Source organism: Leptospira adleri, assembly GCF_002811985.1.
In the GTDB taxonomy this organism is placed as follows: domain Bacteria; phylum Spirochaetota; class Leptospiria; order Leptospirales; family Leptospiraceae; genus Leptospira; species Leptospira adleri.
In genome coordinates this window covers 1-18,857 of record NZ_NPDU01000010.1, presented here as the reverse complement: position 1 = coordinate 18,857, position 18,857 = coordinate 1, and the positions used below count along the sequence as shown (strand labels likewise).

The window sequence follows — 18,857 nt, the reverse complement described above, 5'->3', positions numbered from 1 at the left end:
TACGTCTATGGTTATCACAAAGCATCGAAGAATTTACGATCACAAAAGGGAATTTTGACCTCTGGAAAATAAAATTCCCAAGACGGCGATCAGAATGGAAAGAAGAAGATTGATCCTTCCGAAAAACGCCGCTTTGCGGCGGTATCTTTCCCAAAGGGCCGGGCTTTCGTGAATCAGTCTTTGAGTTAACGGGCCTAAAAAGAAATCATGAAATACGGAACTAACGATCAAAATACAAAATAAGAAAATTTTAAAAGCAATCACCGAAAACGGGTTCTGAAATAGAAAAAGGAAATCGGTCGGCCTATAACCTTTCCAATAAAGAATCGCGGACCCGCTTACGAAAGAGACCGCAAAGATATAATAAGCGATTTTTCTAAACTGCAATGCGAGTTCATAAAACAAATCTATCTTTATGTTTTTGTAATTCGGATTTTTTAAAACGGGGCGAAAGACAAAAACATATGACAACATTCCCCCGATCCAGAATACCGCGGCAAAGATGTGAAAGAATAAAAAAATGAAATACGAGATCAAGCTCACTCCACAAAATTCTTCTTCGTATTCCGTTTCGCAAGAATAGTTTTAAAATTAGAGGTTCGTTATTCGATGATTTTTCTCAATAGAGCACGACCGATAAATCGAAACTTCTCTCCCAAAGGAAATCTGCCCAAGTTTATCTTTACTACATTTTGTAAATCGAGCGGCTTTCGAAGAATAAACTTTTACCTCGACCACAGCCGACTGTCCCGTCTCGAAATATTCATCGATTCTTGAACGAAGGAGACGATCTCCTCGTTGGAAGTTAGACACAAATACGCTGCGCCGGCTCCGGACGCAATTCCCTTGAGATTCATTTCTCCTAAAACAGTACAAGTTTTTCTTCCGTACGATATCTGCTGTCCTTGCAAAATCTGAGAAAGTTCTCCATCATAAAAATAGAATATACCCACTCCCGAATTCTGTGAACTCGCGGTATTCAGTTCGAGACCGGCCATAAGAAACGCTCCGTCTCCTACGATCCCGACCGCCGTTTTTTCCGGGTTCATAAGTTTTACTCCGATGCTCGCCGACACACAGTAGCCCATACAATTGAAGTCGGTCGTCTGATTTACCGGAAAAAGCTCGGCTGCAAGAAATGTAGGAATACCGTCCAAATAAGCCTCTGATACCGCTTGACGCGTGCGCCATACCCGCCGCCGATGATCAGAACATCGTTGGAAACCCGATTCTGTTTTGTTAAAACTGGTTTCATAGGACTTTTACAACTAACCCACAAAACACGCCGAAATTCATTAACTTGTGTCAACTTGCCTTCGGTCGCGCAGCGTATAACGCGCGTAATGCGACCATGAAAACATTCCTTTTTACGAATGCGCCGATCAATTTTGTTAAACGAAGGAAAAACTTGAGAGAAGTTTATCGATTCGAATAAAGAATCTATCTCAAAAGTTTCATGTAAAAGTCGGTGAGAGCGTCCGGCAACCGGGAAGGATTGGGAAGAATTCGATAGGAGCTATATCCGAGCATGGAAGGAAGATATTGTTTCGCTTGTTTATCAATCGCGAGCGCGTAAAAACCGACTTTGTATTTTTCACATTCCCGAATCGCTTGTTTCACGTCTTCGATCCCGTATCTACCTTCGTATCGGTCGTAGTCGTTCGGTTTTCCATCTGATAAAAGAAGAATCCAACGTTTTGAACTCGTCTCTCTTTTTATACGCGCCAACGCGTGTCTTATCGCAGGACCGATTCTTGTATAACCGCTCGCTTGAATCGCGCCGATTTTATTTTTAGCTTTCTCCCAAGGTTCCTCGAATTTTTTAATCGAAAAATAATCGCAGTGATTTCTAGTCCGAGAAGAAAATGAGTCCATCTGAAATCGGTCTCCGAACTCGGAACAAAGCTGACCGAATAAGATCAAAGAGGTTTTTTCCACGTCCAAGATTCGTCTGTTATCGACGAAGGAATCCGTAGAGAGGCTCGTATCCGTCAAAACTAAAATCGAAATATCCCTCAGCATTTTCCTTTTGGATAAATAAATACGTTCCGAAGGACTTCGCGAGCACAGAACGTCCGTGAGATAATCCACGATCGAATCCAAATCCAAATCTTCTCCGTCTAACTGACGTTTGACGGCGGTACGTTCGTTTACAAATCGATTGAAGCGGGATCTCAAAGTGTTCAAGACGGATATGTTTTCGGCAAGCGCTCTTCTTGAAAAAACGGGATCCTCACGAACGAGTTCTTGCGGAAACACTCTGCAATATCCCTTTTTATATTTCTTTTTGGAAACGTCCCATTCGTCGTAAGGAATCGATTTTTCATCCGCCCGAGCGTCGCGGATATCGGGAACTCCCGATCCGAAAAGAAACTCGGTTCGAAAGATGGAATGAGTCGGATCGTCCGAACGAACGGTATTTCGCAAGTCCAATTCTTGAAGCGCCTCCTTCTGTTCCGAAAGTTCGTCAGAGCCGTCGAAATCCCTCCAATTCCCGTTGAATTCTTCGATCGTATCCACCTTTTCAAAATGATGTTGAAGCGTATAATCTTCTTGGGATTTTTTATCGATTTCAATGCTTTCCGCTTTTTCTCTCGCGATCCCTTCCTCCTCGGTCTCGATTGAATTCTCGCGTTTTGACGCGACGTTCGGGGTTCCAACGTCCTTTTTATCGTTCGTTTCAAACGGCGCGGACATCCACGATCCGTGTAAAAAAGACAGATCCGGGATTATTTTAGAATTTTGAATATTCTTATTTTGGAATGTATTTTCGATTTCGATCACCGAGGCAATCAGTCCGGCCGCTCCCGGATAACGTTCTTTCAAACTTTCCAGAACTATCGCAAAGAAAAACTTTGCTTTTTCTCTCGATTCTTCCTTTCCCTTATCCGAGCCGTCCTTCCAGTTTAAACGTAAACGTCTTTGTTCGGTAAGGTATAATATTCTAAATATATAAAATTCGGAATTTCGATCGGCGTCGTTTGCGTGGGAATATTCCTTCGGGAGAAAGAAACGGTTTCTCTGATAGCCGCCTTCTCTTTCGGCGGTGAGAATTTCTATGTTTTCTCCCGTGAGCGCTTTAGCAAGAATGGAAAGCCGATCCTTGATCTCTGTCAGAGTTACGCGGGCTTCGATCGGCGTTTCATTCTCTCCGAACCCGATCCAACGCTGCGTAAAGCGCAATAGATGTTTGAATGTAAATTCTTCCCAACCCACGGAAGTTACAGCGACAAGGAAACCAAATCTTTGAGAGCGTTTACTACGTCTCGATCGTCTGACAACGGTTGTACGATCGCCACCTCGCAGGATAGACGAGGAGGAAGTCCGCTTACGATCATCTTTCCCGCGTCTACGAGCAACCTCGTGGAACAGGATTCCGTAAGCCCCAGCTCGGTTAGGTTTCGAATTTTTTGACCGAGCTTGACAAGTTTGGCCGCAAACTCCGTCGAAATTCCGGTTTCTCCTTTTAAGATCGTCTCTTCCACGTCCGACTTCGGATAATCGAATTGTAAAGCGACAAACCTTTGTCTTGTGGAGGGTTTCAATTCTTTCCAACCCTTTTGATATCCTGGATTGTAAGAGGCGACTAACATAAATGAGTCGGGGGCTTTGATCGTTTCGTTTCGCCGATCTAGATAAATTTCCCTTCTGTAATCCGTCAGAGGATGAATCGCCACGATCGTATCGGGTCTCGCTTCTGCAATCTCGTCTATATAAAGAATCGCCCCCATACGAATGCTTCTAGTAAGAGGTCCGTCCTGCCAAACGGTCTCCGTCCCTTGAATCAGATAACGACCCAAAAGATCGACCGCCGACGTTTCTTCGTGACAAGAAACGCTCAACAAGGGAAGTCTCATTCTCGCGGCCATGTATTCCACAAAACGAGACTTACCGGAGCCGGTCGGCCCTTTGATCAAAAGAGGAAGTTTATTTCGATGAGCCTGTTCGAATGCGACCACCTCGTGACCGGTCTCTTTGTAAAAGGGCGGATCAACCGTAACGAGCGGTAGATCCTTGTCTTCGGCATTCGGAGAATTCTTCATTTAAACTTAAGAACGATATCTCCCGAAGAATCCTCCGCATTCAACGCTTCGTCCGTCGGCTGCCCGAAGCGGATAAAGTTTATGATAAATGCGACGATTCCCGATGTGAATAAGATTGCGGCTAACGTAAGTCCTAAAAAGTGAACTTGGATCTCCTTTTGAACCACTAAAAAATCGAGTCCGAACTTTCGTTCCAGATAGACTTGTGCGATCCCCGCCACCGCAAAAGCGCCGGTCATTCCCAACATACCGATGTTAGACGCCCAGAACGCATATAAGCCCATCGGATTGTTCCAGAGTTTTCTTCCGGTCAGAAGAGGCATCGCGTATGTTACGATCGCCAAGACGATCATCGCATAGGCTCCCCAAAATGCGAGATGCCCGTGCATCGCGGTGATCAAGGTTCCGTGAGTATATAGGTTAACTTGCGGTAAAGTATGCGCAAAACCGAGGAAGCCCGCCCCGACACAAGACATCACGGCGCTTCCGATCGTCCAATAGAGCGAGATCGCGTTCGGATGATTTCTTCCGCTCTTACGATACATGGAAATCGCGAACATCGCCATCGCTAAAAACGCGAGCGGCTCGAGCATGGAAAAGAATCCGCCGACCCATTTCCAATATTCGGGAACTCCGATAAAGTAGTAATGATGTCCCGTTCCTAAAATTCCGGAAAGAAAAGTCAGACCTACGATCACATAAAGCCACTTTTCGATCACTTCTCTATCCACTCCGGTAAGTTTGATCAACAGAAAGGAAAGAATCCCGCCCATGATAAGTTCCCAAACACCTTCCACCCAAAGATGTACAACCCACCATCTAAAATAAGAATCCACGGTCTGACTGTTGAACTGAATCATACCCGGCAGATACAAAAGCGCGGCGGAGAACAAACCGAAATACAAAACGAGTCCGGTTGTGGAATTCTTCGTTCCCTTCCAAACGGTCATTCCGATGTTGAAAAGAAACGTAAGAACGTTGATCACTACCAGATAATCGAGAGGACGGGGAATTTCCAAAAACTTTCTGCCTTCCCAGAAATTGAAATGGAATCCCAAGATGGAAACGACTCCGACAATGATAAGCGAAATGAGTTGCGCGTAAGCCAGTTTTTCGGAATAGAGTTCCCTACCCGATTCTTCCGGTATGATATAATGAGCCGCGCCCATAAAACCGGTGAGAAGCCAAACGACCAACAGATTTGTGTGAGTCGCCCTCGCGGTATTGAACGGAATCCAATCGTGTAATCCGTCGAATCCCATTCTCGCAAAAGCCATAATGAATCCGTATATTAACTGCAAGGATAGAAGTAACATACAAGTTGCAAAAAACCAGTAAGCTATTTTCTGAGATTTATATTTCATGATCGCTCCAATATGATTCCGTTTCTGATTCTATTTTAATTGGGATAAATATTTCGTGAGGTCCTTGATTTCCAAATCGCTCAGAGGAAGTTTAGGCATCGCGGTTCCCGGTTTGATCTTCTGCGGGTCCTTCAGCCAGTTTTCCAAATACGCGGCGTCGTATTTGTTACCGACCGCATCCAACGCAGGGCCTACGTTTCCACCGGAACCGCCGACCGCGTGACAAGCGGTGCAGATCTGTTTGAATTTTTCGGGAGGCGCGACGTTCGCCGATTGAACGTTAACCGTCTTTGTTTCTTGTTTAAAATCCGGCTTCGGAGGAAAACCTTTCAGATCCAGTTCTCCATTCCATTTTAAGAATGCGATGATCTCCTCGATTTGAGCGTCCGTAAAAGAATATTTCACCATCTTTCTTTCACCCGGATACATCGCCTCGGGATCTTTTAAAAACACTCGGATCCACTCGGGTCCCCTTCGTTCATAGACTTTGGTGAGATCCGGCGCGTAATAGGCTCCTTCGCCCAGGATCGTGTGGCAACCCATGCAATTATTTCTTTCCCAGATTTCCTTTCCTGCGATCACGCTTGGCGAAAGATCCCGGTTCGATTTGTGCGAATAGACATACCACATGGAATCAAAAGTGAGAAATAAGAAGACGACGGAAAACAAAGCGGTTCCGAGTAGAAAAAATAATTTTGCCTGGAACTTAGTAAGCATGTTTCATTCCTTTTTCCATAATAAAGATTTCTAAGATTCCCTTTGAGAAATCCGCAGGACGGAATCTTAACAGAATTTTTAATTTTGTCCTTGATCTATATCAATTTTATATTATTTTACTTCACCTAAAATGAAATCCGTAAAAGAAACACTTAGGAAACACGATGCGAATTACATACCCAATCCGAAAATCCATTCGAAACAAACACTGGACTGAGATTCAAAAAAAATTCAGAAACGAGATCGAATCGCTCGCACTTCGAAAGGTATATCAAAAGTCGGATCGAGTGTACAACGCAAAGGATCCTTATTTAGGTTTTTATGAAGTAGTTTCTGGAATTTTCAAAGTATATTCCCTCAATCCGGAAGGGAAAGAAATGATATTAAAGATTTTTTATCCGGGAGAATTTATTGCGACACAGCTCATCTTTCAGACCGAGGAGCCCTGCGTTTATCCTTTGTTTTGTGAAACTTTATACGGAGGAGAACTGAATCACTTTCCAAAAAAGGAATTCAAATCTTTCCTATTCAAAAACATAGACGCTTTGTTTCACTTCTCCGCTCTTGCAATCGAGCACGTCGGCTACTTTCGAAGCAAGGTATTGGAGAATCAGTTATATTCGGTAAAAGAAAGGATTCTTATTTTTTTAAAAGAATCCGGTGCGACGGAAGGATTTATTTTATTACCCATCACAAAACAACAATTGGCCTCCCTGCTCGGAACGACGCCCGAATCTATCAGCAGATCCTTTCGAGTCCTCTTGGAAGAATCCGTAATCGAAGAACTGGATAACGGATATCGCATTCCGTCCCACAAGCCTTTCTCTCCGAGGGGAATAACATCCGAGGAGACGCCTTCCTTATCCAAAATCGAATCCCGAGGCGAAACATACACCGCTAACGTTAGGCGTAACTCCGGCCTATAGACCAACTCGGATTTTGCGGACGGACTTGCGGGACTCGATAAGATAACGTAACGGCAATGTCGAAGCCGACTGTTCGATATCGGATTTATTTTGCACTTACGGATATCAGCAACGAAGCGTCTTGGTTCATAAAAATATTCTTACCGTGATGGAATGTCCTCGTTTTTGTCTTCGTAAATCCTGCGCCGGAAAGTTTCGACCTTAGATCCTCTTGAACAAATCCGTTGTGAACTTTAGGATGACTTACGTTTTCATTCTTATCAAAATCGACGACGATCAACTTCCCGTTTGTATTTAACGAAGAGTAAAAATTCTTGAAAAGTATTTCCGGATCCGAAACGTGAAGAAGAACCAAGGAAGCGACGATCACATCCGCTCTAATGCCCGACCCCTCTTCCGTAAAATCGGAACGAATCACCTTTGCGTTTTTTATATCCGCGTACGCGACCTTCTCCCTTACGATATTCAACATCTTCTCCGCGGAGTCCATTAGAATTATCTTATGGACCAAAGGCGCCAATTCCAAACCGACAAGACCCGTGCCGCATCCGTAGTCCAACAACGATTTGTCTTTGCTTTCTTTCAGTTCGGCTTTGATTGCGTCCACGATGATCCTTGCCAATTCTTTTCTTTCTTTCGTATCGTATCCGTTCGCAATCTGATTGAATATGTTATTTTCCATAGGATCGTTCTTCGATTTTTACCGAAGCCGCATCAAGCCAAACGTTACTTATTTCCGGGAGAGACAAAAATTTCAACGGAACTCACCTGGTTGATCGGAACTATATTCGTATAGTTTTTGATATCTTCTTGTAATTCCCCGGCGTGCGGTAAAAACGCATTCAAAAAATCTTCCGGCGTATCAAAGTAATAATTGCAAACGGCTACAAATGAAGAATCCAACTGTCCGTCCGGAAGATCGATCCCCCGTTCGACCGAGACTCCGCGATATCCTTTTCCTTTGGAAAGAAGGGAGATCGATTTTGGCATGTGGACCTCCAGATAGTAAGAAAAATCGAAATGATAGTTCTCTTTCTTTTGATAGATTGAAGTTATATTAAACACAGTCTCCCTCAAGTTTTGATATTTAAGAATCGGGAACATTCCCTAAAATTGCATATAGAATCTACAAAGATGTCGTTTAACAAAACGACAGAATCCTCCTCGACCCTATAGATTTTAATACTGAGTATTCTCCGGCAAAATGCAAAATTACCGAAGTTAGACTCCTTTGATACTCCGCCCGTCGAAAATTTTTCACGACCGCGGAACGGATTCGTAGGTTTGTTTTTTGATAATCGCGACAAAAAAAGAATTTTTTATGAACCAGATCCTATCGCCTTCTTTCACGTCGAGAACGTGAACTCGATATATTCTACTTTTATTAAGAGACTTTCTTAAAATCTCCGAAGACAAAAACCGTTTTATAAAATTCTAATTCTTTGTGTGAGATACTACAAATCACTGCAATCTGCTTTTAGGAGATTTTGGGCGTTATTGCCTCATTCCGAGGAAGTAGGAGATCCTACATTTTCAGGTTTTAAGGCAGACTCTTTAATGGGAACGAGAGTTCGTATAACGTATAAAACCCGAGTGCGCGGGGTTTCTGTTTATTCCGTTCCTTCGTTCCGAACAAACCAAAGATGGATCGCCGTCTGGAGTTCTTTGTGATCCGGTTGGTCGTCCGATGCCCAAGCTACGATCCCATCCGGACGTATCAGTAACGCGCTGAAGCCCGAACGGTCTTTTACTTTACGTGAAATATAATTGAGATTCTTATAACCTCTCGCTAAAGTTTCAAGAGAGGGATCGCCGTTAAAATCAACCAGCATTCCTTGTCCGTCGTTTAGGAGTTCGCCGATTTTTGTTCCATCTTCAAATTCGAAGTTTGGAACGCTATGACCTGCAAAACGGTGAGCGTTTCCTAAATCGTAGCGAGTGAAAATTCCCCAAACTCTTCCCGCGATGTAAGTGGTTCCGTCGCGCGTATTTATGAGGTCGCGAAAAATCGCGTTCAAAGCGCGGGCATAGGGAGCCGGCTTCATGATTGCAACTTGTGCGCGCGACCAATCGAGAACCTGTGCGCCGATCGGATGTCGCTCCTTTTGATAACTATCAAGCAAACCTTCCGGCGCCCGATCCTGAAGCGTCGCGGCGAGCTTCCAGCCGAGATTCATAACGTCTCCCAACCCAAGGTTCAAACCTTGACCTCCCAACGGAGAATGAATGTGCGCGGCGTCGCCCGCCAAAAGAACTCTTCCGTTTCGATAAGCTGTCGCCTGTCGCGCTCGGTCCGTCCAAGTGGTAGCCGTATGAAGAGCGGCGACAGTAACGTCCGTGTTCGAAATTCTTCTTAATACTTTTTGAATGTGTTCCCGCGTTATCCTCCTTTTCGAATTATGAAACTCACCTCCGTCAAAATCCTGAATCACCAGATAACCCGGCTGTGATTGAAGATACATACCCGTTGGAGTTACGTTTCTGCCCGGCCTTAACTTTTCCGGATCTGCGATTTCGACTTGAGCGGAATATCCGGTAAATTCCGGTTCCGTACCGACGAATTCAAAACCGCCGCACTTACGAACAAGACTTCGACTCCCATCACAACCTACGAGCCACTTACCTTGAAAGGTGCGATCGTCCGAATGAACGGTCACACCCTCTTCGGTTTGATCAAAAGAAGTCAAAGCAAGTCCGCGTTCGATTCTCACTCCTAAAAACTGAGCCCTTCGAGTCAGCAACGTTTCAAGCTCTTCCATTTCGGAGATTAAACTGGTTTCCGTCGAACTTAAAAGACGATGCGTCCATTGCGAAGTATCGATATCTTCTTCGTAAAATGGAATTCCGGCGAAGTGACCCGCTTGACGACGAGATCCCTGTCCCGAGTTTTGATGAGGATTCTTGAGACGTTTGTGTACCTCGAGCTCCTCTAACAACCCGCGACGATAAAGCGCTTCGATCGAAGGAGTCGAAAGTCCCCTGATCCCGAAAGGAATTTGTTTTAATGGAGAATGTGGACTTTTCGTCTTTTCCAATATAAGAACCGAGCATTTTGACAACGCCAATTCGCAGGAAAGAAAAAGTCCGACCGGACCAGCTCCCGAGACGATTACGTCATAAACGGATTTTCGATTGTTTTGATTCATTATAATTTCCTAATTTAGATCCGCCCTTGAACCGACTTCATTCCGGTAAAAAAATCTACCAGACTCTGCGGCGAATTTGCGCCGAGACAAAGATCGAGAACTTCCGCCGAGTCTACGGCTTCCGAAGCGCTGCGGGAACAAAGGCGCGCTTCGTAATCGATAAGCGCCGCTTCCCAATCGCCGGGATTCGCGACGATTGCCTTCCCGAGTTCCGCGGCGTCAAACATCGCAAGATTGGCCCCTTCTCCGGAAGGCGGCATAAGATGAGCGGCGTCTCCGAGCAACGTCACGCCCGGTATTCGATTCCATTTATGTTCCGCAGGAAGCGTATGAATCGGACGAAGTACGGGTGTTGTTTCGCCTTCGGTGATAAGCGCTACCAACTCGGGAGCCCAGTCTTCAAATTCTTTAGCGATGTCGGCTAACGCGTTTTTCGGATTCGAGAAATCGAGATCGTCGAACCAATCCTTCGGCTTATTCAACTGAACGTATGTGTGCAGTATTCCACCGGGCTCTCGATGAGCGACGATCCCTTTCTCCGGAGCAATCGCGTACATCGCTCCTCCTCCGACGATATCCGCGCTTGCTTTGTGACGAGAGTCGCTATCAAATAGGAACGTTTCGACAAACGTGACGCCGACATACTCCGGTTTCGAGTCGGAAAGAAGCGGACGAACTTTCGACCAAGCGCCGTCCGCACCCACGAGAAGGTCGGTCGTGACGACGGAGCCGCTCGCGAAAATGATTTCGTGGCGCCCGTCGCCGAGCGAAGAAACCGAATCCACTTTGTGCGCCCAGTGAATCGAACTTTCGGGAACTGAATTCAAAAGAATCCGGCGAAGATCTCCTCGCAGAACTTCAGGCCGACCGCCGACACCATCGTCCGGTTCGTCCAAAAGAACGTTACCCGCCTTGTCGAGTATGCGGGAAGCCTGAGCCCCGGCGTGAATGATTTCAATAAACTCCTCGAAGAGCCCGGCATCCTTAAGCGCGATCTGCCCGTTGTATTCGTGGATATCCAACATTCCGCCCTGTTTGCGGACGTTGGAAGCGGATTCCGCTTCGTAGATATCGGCCTCGATTCCGTGAACGTGGAGGATGCGAGCGAGCGTAAGACCGCCGAGTCCGGCGCCGATGATTGCGATCGGAACGTGGTTGATTTGATTCATGACGTGTCTCCTTTTATATTTCCGAATAATCGGTTATTCACAAAATTATATTGACTAAAATATTTAAGTCAATATAATTTTCCTATATTTTCATTTCGATTCGTAAAAAGGAGCTTTTTTGTATGGGATTAAGGGAGTTAAAAAAGAAACAGACCCGCAAGGCCATCTCCGACATGGCGACTAAACTCTTCATCGAACGGGGATATCACGAAGTGACTACGGCCGAAATTGCCAAACTCGCAAACGTTTCCGTTCCGACCCTGTTCAATTATTTTGCAAATAAGGAGTCCCTGGTTTTCGACGAGGATGTAGAAAGAGAAGAAAGGCTTATCGACGCAGTCGTATCCCGAAAGAAAGGAACCTCCATACTGGACGCTCTCCTTGATTTCGGATTAAAAAATCCGGCTTTCAATCCGGCGAATCGGGAACTCGTCGGAGGTTTTAGAAAACTGATCAAATCGACGCCGGAACTTTCCCTTTGCGAAAGACAAATCATGATGAGATACGAAAACTCGCTCGCAAAGGTTCTAAAGAAAGAAGCTAAAACAAAGTTAGGCGAAACCGAGGCGGCGTCTATAGCTCATTTCATTTCGGACGCGTTTTACAGAGCAAGCGATTCCCCGCATCCGAGAGCGACTCTCGAAACACTTTTTAAGATTCTGAAAAACGGCTGGTCCGAATAAAAAGAAATCCATAAACGTCGCACGCACTTGTTCAAATTCGTTTCCAATTTCCGAAGTTTTCATTCCGCGGAACGGGAATAAACGACGTATTTTGAGGAATGGAAAAGGGGCCCGTCTTCGTAATAAAATCTATTCAAAGGTTATAATAATATGAGCGTTGGCTCATGGAAAAAAATCGATCATTTGAGATGAAAGCAAACGGAGATATCGGAATGAAAAATATAAAAAATCGAAACTCGGTTCTAACACTGTGGAACCTCGCTTGGATGCTTTTTTTGGCAATTTCAGTTCTTTCCTGCGATGATAAGAAGGAAGGCGGGGTAGAAACCGCACTCGTCCCTTTGCTCAGTACGCCGGGAACGCTGAATCCGCAGTCTACTCCTTCCGATATCGGAATTCTTCCTCCGTCTTCTTCCCCCTCGGTTCCCGCTCTTTCCCAAACCACACCGCTTCACAACGCTGTAAATATTCCGATTAACGCGAAGTTGACGGTGGTTTTCTCTAAAGTGATCGACATCAATTCCGTTACGACCAACACCGCGGATACGAACTGTTCCGGCTCCGTAAGCCTTTCTTCCGATAACTTCGTAACCTGCGTTCGAATGAACTCCGCTCCGACTTCGCCCTCCGGAACAAACAGCAACTCTTTCCGATTGGATCCGGCGGCCAACCTGGCGACCTCGACTCAATATAGAATCAGGGTATCGGATTCGATCATCGACGAAAGTGGAAGGGCGCTTTCGGCTAACGTGATCACTTCCTTCAGCACTTCCGCGAGCGCGGATATAACCGCGCCCGGAATTCAATATACTCTTCCGATGGACGGAGACTTATTGGTTGCCACCAATGCATCGATCGCCCTTACATTCACTGAAGCGATGGACGCGACCTCAGTCAGCGTCAACACTTTGAATACGACTTGTTCCGGTAGCGTTCAGATTTCGGATAACAATTTTGTGAGTTGCAAAAGAATCGCGGCTCAGCCGCAGTTTTTCAATCAGATGCGCTCCGTAGCGATCAAACCCGCTGCGACATTAAACGACTTTACCGAGTACCGGATAAAAATCACCGCAGGCGCTAAAGACACAGCCGGGAACCCGGCGAGTCAGGAAATTTTTAGTTTCATTACGCAGAACAACGACTCCACAACTCCTCAACTGGCGCAAATTTTTCCGACGGACAACCAAGTCGCAATCGCGAGAAACCGAATCTTCACCTTGGGATTTACTGAAAAAATGAATCCGACTTCGTTCGTTTTGAATTCTTCCAACAATACTTGTTCGGGAACGGTTCAAATTTCCGCCGATAACTTCAATACATGCGTAAGATTGAATACTGTTTTCCGTTACGAGGGAACCAATCTCGGGTTGAACCATTCCTTTTTCCTAATAGATCCTTTAGCCGCTCAAACGGTATATAAGATAAGACTTACAAACGGAATTCAAGACTTGTCCGGAAACGCATTTGCAGGAGGAACTCAGGCTACGGGGTTTACAACGGGCAACGATTCTGACAACACACAGCCTACGATTCTTGCGATTACTCCGAATGATGGAAGCGTAAATCAGCCTTTCACGGCTTATAACGTCGAAATTATTTTTTCCGAAGAAATGAATTTCAACGATTTTACCCGGAATATTTCAAACGGAGCCTGCACGGGGAATATTCAGATTTCTCCGGATAACTTCGCAAACTGCGTTCGTTTGAACGCTCTTACGGTCTTCACCGGAAACAATAGGATACGCGTCAATTCCGGCGGAGGAAGCCTATTGCCCAATACCACTTACAAAGTCAGGGTTAAAGGAGCAATACGAGATGTTACGGATAACGTTCTCGGAGGGGACTTTACGCAAACCACCGGATTTACAACTGCTCCTTGATTTCTTTCGATCAGAAATATTCCATCCGACTGAGGATGGAATATTTCGTGAAACATTAAAGAATTCTTAATTACTCTGCCATTTAGAGAGATACGATCGTTTTCAAAATAAAACCCATTCTCAACCACCCATCCTTCGAAGAAAACAGAACCGTTCAGGAAATACGATACGCACCTCCCCTTTTAGAAAAAACTGGAATCTGAAATTTTAAGGTCTACGATCCATCCGCAATAATACGCAAAAAGAATTACGCTAACTAAGAATCTTGATCAAAGGAATGACGGATCTCGAAACGCTCTTTAAGATTCTAATCAAATTAGCGGGCCGGGCAAAATTAACGTCAGTCGCACTCGCGCGCATCCGGGAAGAATCGATCGTTCTAAGGATTCGATCCCCTCAAAATTTTTTCCATCGATTTCCCTTTTGCCAATTCGTCGATCAGCTTGTCGAGATATCGAATATTCCGCATCAGATCGTCTTCGATTTCTTCCACGCGGTATCCGCAGATAACTCCTTTGATGAGAGATACGTTTTTGTTGATTTGAGGGGCTTGGTCGAAAAATTCCTCGAAATTCACTCCGTCTTTTAGCCGTTTCAAAAAACCGTTTTTATCATAGCCGGTTAACCAGTAGATAATGGCGTCGACTTCCTCCTTAGTCCTTCCTTTCTTCTCCGCCTTTTGAATATAAAGGGGATAAACTTTGGCAAAGGGAGTGTTGAATATCTTAGGCTTTTCTTCTATAGAATTTGAGTCCGCTTTCTTTTGTTTCATTCTAATTCTTTTCCCTTTTATAAGTTTCCTTCAAAGTTATACTCTCAAATGAACGAAATGAAAAGCGAATTTAAAGTATATTGAATATTTCCGCAAAACAGAAAAAAGAATATCGTAATCTTTTGGAAACAAAGCCGATTCTTATAAAAAACGATGGAGCTTAAGAAGCTTTGTCGTGTTCGCGGCTTCGAAATCCTCGTTTTCCAAGGCCAAAGGATTTCGGAGAAAACGATCTTCATACCATTCTTACTTTAAGAATCCCTTATGCAGGAGGCATCTTGTCGAATTTCGGGAGCGACGGATCAAGATGATCCCAGTCATAACCGCGCATAACGTATGTCACAACCTGCGGTTTGTACCGGCTTGGTTCGTCCAAACTTGCCGCGTGCACGGTAAACAGCTCGGGCATTGCGGCGAAGGTCAAATATACCGGCGATCCGCATTTGGGACAAAAGTGACCGGCCTTGGTATTGCCGCTGTCGCCGACCATATCGAAGTAAGCCGCTTCACCGTTCAGCTTTACGTTGTTCCGAGAAGGGAACGTAAGATAAGATCCATGACCGGTACCGCTCATTCTTTGACAATCCCTACACTGACAATCGTTCATAAAGATAGGTTCATCGGAAATGTTGTAGCGAATTTCGCCGCAAGCGCATCCACCCGAGTAGGGAAGTTTCATATTTTTTCTCCATTAATATTTTATTAAAATAGTATATTCTTAATTATGAATATTTTTTATTACGCGATTTGCTGCGGGAATGCGCGACCTGATTCCAGAAATGTTTTGAGATTTGAAAGAACCATCGGCCAACCTTTGGATATTCCCAAATGCATCTGATCGTCCAGATCCTCGTGAGTTACGGTCAAACGAACCAAGCCTTCGCCATAAGGTTCGATATCGAACGTGGCTCGCGAGTGTTTTGATTCTTCCTGCAATTCGTTCGGCCTCGCCCACGAAAGAACCAAACGTCGAGGAGGGAGACTTTCCAAAACCTTACCTGCAATATCGACCGTTTTTACGTCGTCAACGCGTTCGTGTCTCCATTCCGAGCCGACTTTCCAATCCGAAACGTTTATGTGCGCCGGTTTTTCGGAAAGAGGGTCGACCCAATATTGGTTCGTCACTTCAGCGTCGATCAATGCGCGCCATACTTTCTCGGGCGTGCTCGCGATGTAAGTAACGTAGACGAAATTAGGTTTTTTCATGGTTCTCTCCTTCGAGTTGTGTTTTCAGATCATGCAAAAGTCTAAGCCGATTCTGCTCAAATTTTCTTACCCAGCGCTCGTAAACCTCGTAGATCGGAACGGGATTGATAAAGTGAAGTTTTTCTCGGCCCTTCCAAACGACCGTTACAAGAAGCGCGTCGATCAGAATTTCAATGTGCTGTGTCGCAGATTGCCGCTGCATATCCAAGTGTTCGCAGAGGGCAGAAAGCGTTTGTCCATTTTCTGCGTAAAGAAGATCCAATACTTTTCTACGGTTCGGATCAGCCAACGCTTTGAAAACTTTGTCGGCCCCCGGCAACTCCTTGCGCATGCAAAAATCATTATGCAGTCATATACCTGCATGTCAAGAAAAATTTAAGAATCCGAAACGGGAACCTTCAATTTCTCGACCTTAGTTTCTGCCAAAGACCTGGAGGAAAATGTGACTTATTTCTTAGGAAGGGTCGGTTTTTTGAGTCAAGCGCGGCTCCTCAATGGATCCAAAAGAAGCACGCGACCAAATCCTTCGTGCTTATTGAAAAACCCACTTTGACTTAAAATCCACGTTGCGAGACACAAAGACAAAAAATGGGCAACGGGAGAACCGTGCCCGAAAGGACTCGTTTCTAGTATTCTTTCAGGAGATCAAACTTAAAAAAGGAGGCAGGAACTACTTTACAAAAATAGATATCTTTTTTTCAGAGAAATGTCAATCAGCGAGATAACTGAATAATCCGTTAGTCTCATTCGAATCCAAGACATATCTCAGATGAAGCTCCTTCCACGTTACAGCTAAAATCAACTGAAATCGGCCGTCAGACAGAAGAGTTCTAATACGATGGGGCATCGAAGGTTCCTATAAAATAGAATTGATTCCTATTCATTATGATAAAGTCCCTCAATTTTTCTTCAAGATCCGTCTTATAAAACAAATCATCAAGATCATCGAAAAGAGCTTTTGATTCTTCCAATTGAATCGTTCTTTTATCCCTATCTTTAAACGGTTTTCCGCCGAGCCTATCCATCGATTCTTTTAGAATATTATAATTTTCATCTAAACCTATCTTTCTAAATCCTTCAAGCGCATCCTCCGCAACAATTCCTGAAGAGTTAAAGAAAAATTGATCATGCCCTCCATTATTTACTTCGGCTGAATATCGGTGAATGGCAAATAGGAATTTTTGTTCATTTGAAAATCCTTTTAGATCTTCAATATATTCTTCCTCTCCCTCGTAAACGTTAATCGCCCACCAGAGAGGCTCTATGATTTCAAAACTACCGTTTTCAACATTGTCTATAAAAGAATCATCTATGATAAAACTTACTTGTCTGTTTTTCTCTTTGGTAAAATCACTAAAATCGAAGAGCTTGTATACAATCCTTCTAAAATACCCAGATATCGTTTTTATCATATATCCCCCTATAAAATCCGAATCAAAATTCAATCCCGCCTAACGCATAAGGCTTCACAATTTCAACGAAGCCCAAACATCACTGCGTTCGCGTGTGCCGCATCGCCGTAGCTGAAGGTTGCCCGTCCGGCCGCGTCCCTACGGGTCGCGCTCTCAGCTCCGGTCAAGTTATTACATTTTACTTTGGAAATATATTTTTTACACTATTCGCAATAACTTGACCACGCTTCCATCGCTCGCGGGGGTAGATTCTAATCCTTCGGGATCTCGCAAATCTTGTCTTCGTCCGGGTCTGGGTTCGGTTCAACGGTTGCGACGATTTCGAAAATCCTTTCTTTTACAAGCATGGGGACTCGATCCTTGGGATCTTTAAAAGCCTGATCTGCAAAATGTATTCTTTGAACTTCGATATCTTTGGGAATAAAGTTTAAACGAATCGAATGATTCGGTGGAAGATCAAATTCGGACTCTAAACTGCCGGATCTAAGATATGCTTGAAAACCAACTTCGAAAAAATACTTATTACGGCCTACAGGCGCAGGCATTCGATATTCACAGTCTTGCAAAAATCGCGTTCTCATATTTCCGCCGATTTGCAAAAATATATTCCTATATAACCCATCTTGCTTGTGATAATAATAACTTTCGCTAGGGTTCATATACCCAGTATCAAATGCAGTGAATTGTATATTATTTAATATCCCTATCTTCTTAGTCTCTGCAAAAAATACGTAAGAATCTTTACTACTGAATTCATTTTTTATCTTATAATTGTTTAAAATCGGCATTTTAAACTTTACATATGTGCTATTAAAGTCCGGTACTGAAGATGAAAATCGGATAGTACCTCGCATGTAACAATTACCCAGTAATAGAAGGCTAATAAAGCCTATTACAGCCATTTTTAGTTTCATAAAATTATAAATCACCTTCACAAGTTCTTACTGTGCCCTTCACATAGTTAACAGCTAAACCAATAGGGGAATCGGTAGCGAACCCAACAATGCCGTAACCAACATTTTCCCAATCTCCTTGTATGGCGCTTTTTAATGTAAGAGCAATCGAACCAAAAAATACTATCCTTTCGATAGGAAGCCCTTTTGCAATTTCAAAGGCTGAAAGACTATCCGTCGCAGTTCCACCAGGTCCATAAACGTAACCTGGAACTCCAAGCCCCGGGACGCCATAAACCGCACCTGCTGCAATCATAATTGCCAACTGTCCCGCACTCATGTAACAAGCCCATTTCCTTGCAGCTTTCTCATCCCAATGGATATTGTTCCAGCTCGACTTCGAATAACCACCCGCTAAATATGTCTGAGGTGTATTCCAATTCACTACGCTTCCCAATGCAAATACCGCAACCGCCCCCGCAGTCACAAACAATACCATCCCCAATGTAACCGCAGCAGTAACCGCAAACACTGCCATCGAGATCGCGGTATAAGGTGCGAAGGCGACAACGGCGGCTGCGGCTCCAACTGCTGTAACAACAGCTGTGATACCGATCGAAAAAACAATCGAACTCGTCAATGCCAA

The 18,857-nt window shown here is 44.4% G+C and carries 20 protein-coding genes; 3 read left to right on the top strand and 17 right to left on the bottom strand.

Annotated elements, in window-relative coordinates; all coding sequences use genetic code 11:
* Nucleotides 1–39 precede the first annotated feature (39 nt).
* From CH376_RS05375 to CH376_RS05350, 6 genes are all read right to left on the bottom strand, one after another.
* Nucleotides 40–543, bottom strand: a complete 504-nt coding sequence (locus CH376_RS05375) for a hypothetical protein (RefSeq protein WP_243394790.1) — start codon at nucleotides 541–543, stop codon at nucleotides 40–42.
* Nucleotides 544–725: 182 nt separating this feature from the next.
* Nucleotides 726–1,157, bottom strand: a complete 432-nt coding sequence (locus CH376_RS05370; RefSeq protein ID WP_243394789.1) for a thiamine pyrophosphate-dependent enzyme — start codon at nucleotides 1,155–1,157, stop codon at nucleotides 726–728.
* Nucleotides 1,158–1,440: 283 nt separating this feature from the next.
* Complete coding sequence (locus CH376_RS05365) at nucleotides 1,441–3,216, bottom strand: nitric oxide reductase activation protein NorD (protein ID WP_100786871.1); 1,776 nt, start codon at nucleotides 3,214–3,216, stop codon at nucleotides 1,441–1,443.
* Between the two features lie 5 nt (nucleotides 3,217–3,221).
* Nucleotides 3,222–4,043 carry a CbbQ/NirQ/NorQ/GpvN family protein gene (locus tag CH376_RS05360; protein ID WP_100786870.1) on the bottom strand — a complete coding sequence of 274 codons (822 nt, stop codon included), beginning with the start codon at nucleotides 4,041–4,043 and terminating at the stop codon, nucleotides 3,222–3,224.
* The gene (locus CH376_RS05355; RefSeq protein WP_100786869.1) at nucleotides 4,040–5,407 is read right to left on the bottom strand and encodes a cbb3-type cytochrome c oxidase subunit I; all 1,368 of its coding nucleotides are present in this window, start codon (nucleotides 5,405–5,407) and stop codon (nucleotides 4,040–4,042) included. Before CH376_RS05355 ends, CH376_RS05360 begins: the two co-directional genes overlap by 4 nt.
* Before the next feature lie 30 nt (nucleotides 5,408–5,437).
* A complete protein-coding gene (locus CH376_RS05350) occupies nucleotides 5,438–6,124 on the bottom strand; it encodes a c-type cytochrome (RefSeq protein ID WP_100786868.1) in 687 nt (228 codons plus the stop codon).
* 164 nt (nucleotides 6,125–6,288) lie between these two features.
* Between CH376_RS05350 and CH376_RS05345 the strand changes: the two genes are divergently transcribed.
* Nucleotides 6,289–7,050, top strand: a complete 762-nt coding sequence (locus CH376_RS05345) for a Crp/Fnr family transcriptional regulator (RefSeq protein ID WP_100786867.1) — start codon at nucleotides 6,289–6,291, stop codon at nucleotides 7,048–7,050.
* An 85-nt stretch (nucleotides 7,051–7,135) separates the two neighbouring features.
* On the opposite strand, the gene CH376_RS05340 is transcribed toward CH376_RS05345, so the two are convergent.
* The 4 genes from CH376_RS05340 to CH376_RS05325 form a co-directional block, all read right to left on the bottom strand.
* Nucleotides 7,136–7,732, bottom strand: coding sequence for a class I SAM-dependent DNA methyltransferase (locus CH376_RS05340; RefSeq protein WP_100786866.1), 597 nt, complete (start codon nucleotides 7,730–7,732; stop codon nucleotides 7,136–7,138).
* 44 nt (nucleotides 7,733–7,776) lie between these two features.
* A complete protein-coding gene (locus CH376_RS05335; RefSeq protein WP_100786865.1) occupies nucleotides 7,777–8,154 on the bottom strand; it encodes an EthD family reductase in 378 nt (125 codons plus the stop codon).
* A gap of 506 nt (nucleotides 8,155–8,660) precedes the next feature.
* Entirely contained in the window at nucleotides 8,661–10,196 is a 1,536-nt protein-coding gene (locus CH376_RS05330; RefSeq protein ID WP_100786864.1) for an FAD-dependent monooxygenase, read from the bottom strand.
* A 14-nt stretch (nucleotides 10,197–10,210) separates the two neighbouring features.
* Entirely contained in the window at nucleotides 10,211–11,365 is a 1,155-nt protein-coding gene (locus tag CH376_RS05325; protein WP_100786863.1) for an FAD-dependent oxidoreductase, read from the bottom strand.
* A 122-nt stretch (nucleotides 11,366–11,487) separates the two neighbouring features.
* Here CH376_RS05325 and CH376_RS05320 point away from each other — a divergent pair, with 122 nt between their 5' ends.
* Together CH376_RS05320 and CH376_RS05315 are read left to right on the top strand one after the other, a co-directional pair.
* Entirely contained in the window at nucleotides 11,488–12,048 is a 561-nt protein-coding gene (locus CH376_RS05320) for a TetR/AcrR family transcriptional regulator (RefSeq protein ID WP_100786862.1), read from the top strand.
* Between the two features lie 212 nt (nucleotides 12,049–12,260).
* Entirely contained in the window at nucleotides 12,261–13,928 is a 1,668-nt protein-coding gene (locus tag CH376_RS05315) for an Ig-like domain-containing domain (protein WP_165781795.1), read from the top strand.
* Between the two features lie 379 nt (nucleotides 13,929–14,307).
* Here CH376_RS05315 and CH376_RS05310 read toward each other — a convergent pair whose 3' ends face one another.
* From CH376_RS05310 to CH376_RS05275, 7 genes are all read right to left on the bottom strand, one after another.
* Nucleotides 14,308–14,700 (bottom strand): DUF2200 domain-containing protein, encoded by a 393-nt coding sequence (locus CH376_RS05310; protein ID WP_100786860.1) that lies wholly within the window; start codon nucleotides 14,698–14,700, stop codon nucleotides 14,308–14,310.
* A 262-nt stretch (nucleotides 14,701–14,962) separates the two neighbouring features.
* On the bottom strand, nucleotides 14,963–15,379 hold the full coding sequence (locus CH376_RS05300) for a GFA family protein (RefSeq protein ID WP_100786858.1): 417 nt from the start codon (nucleotides 15,377–15,379) through the stop codon (nucleotides 14,963–14,965).
* A 59-nt stretch (nucleotides 15,380–15,438) separates the two neighbouring features.
* Nucleotides 15,439–15,906, bottom strand: a complete 468-nt coding sequence (locus CH376_RS05295) for an SRPBCC family protein (RefSeq protein ID WP_100786857.1) — start codon at nucleotides 15,904–15,906, stop codon at nucleotides 15,439–15,441.
* The gene (locus CH376_RS05290; RefSeq protein ID WP_100786856.1) at nucleotides 15,893–16,237 is read right to left on the bottom strand and encodes an ArsR/SmtB family transcription factor; all 345 of its coding nucleotides are present in this window, start codon (nucleotides 16,235–16,237) and stop codon (nucleotides 15,893–15,895) included. The genes CH376_RS05295 and CH376_RS05290 overlap by 14 nt, the downstream gene beginning before the upstream one ends.
* A gap of 499 nt (nucleotides 16,238–16,736) precedes the next feature.
* Nucleotides 16,737–17,318 carry a DMP19 family protein gene (locus CH376_RS05285; protein ID WP_100786855.1) on the bottom strand — a complete coding sequence of 194 codons (582 nt, stop codon included), beginning with the start codon at nucleotides 17,316–17,318 and terminating at the stop codon, nucleotides 16,737–16,739.
* 251 nt (nucleotides 17,319–17,569) lie between these two features.
* The gene (locus tag CH376_RS24540) at nucleotides 17,570–18,232 is read right to left on the bottom strand and encodes a hypothetical protein (protein ID WP_243394788.1); all 663 of its coding nucleotides are present in this window, start codon (nucleotides 18,230–18,232) and stop codon (nucleotides 17,570–17,572) included.
* Between the two features lie 4 nt (nucleotides 18,233–18,236).
* A partial coding sequence (locus tag CH376_RS05275; protein WP_243398240.1) for a hypothetical protein occupies nucleotides 18,237–18,857 on the bottom strand: 621 nt, incomplete at its 5' end.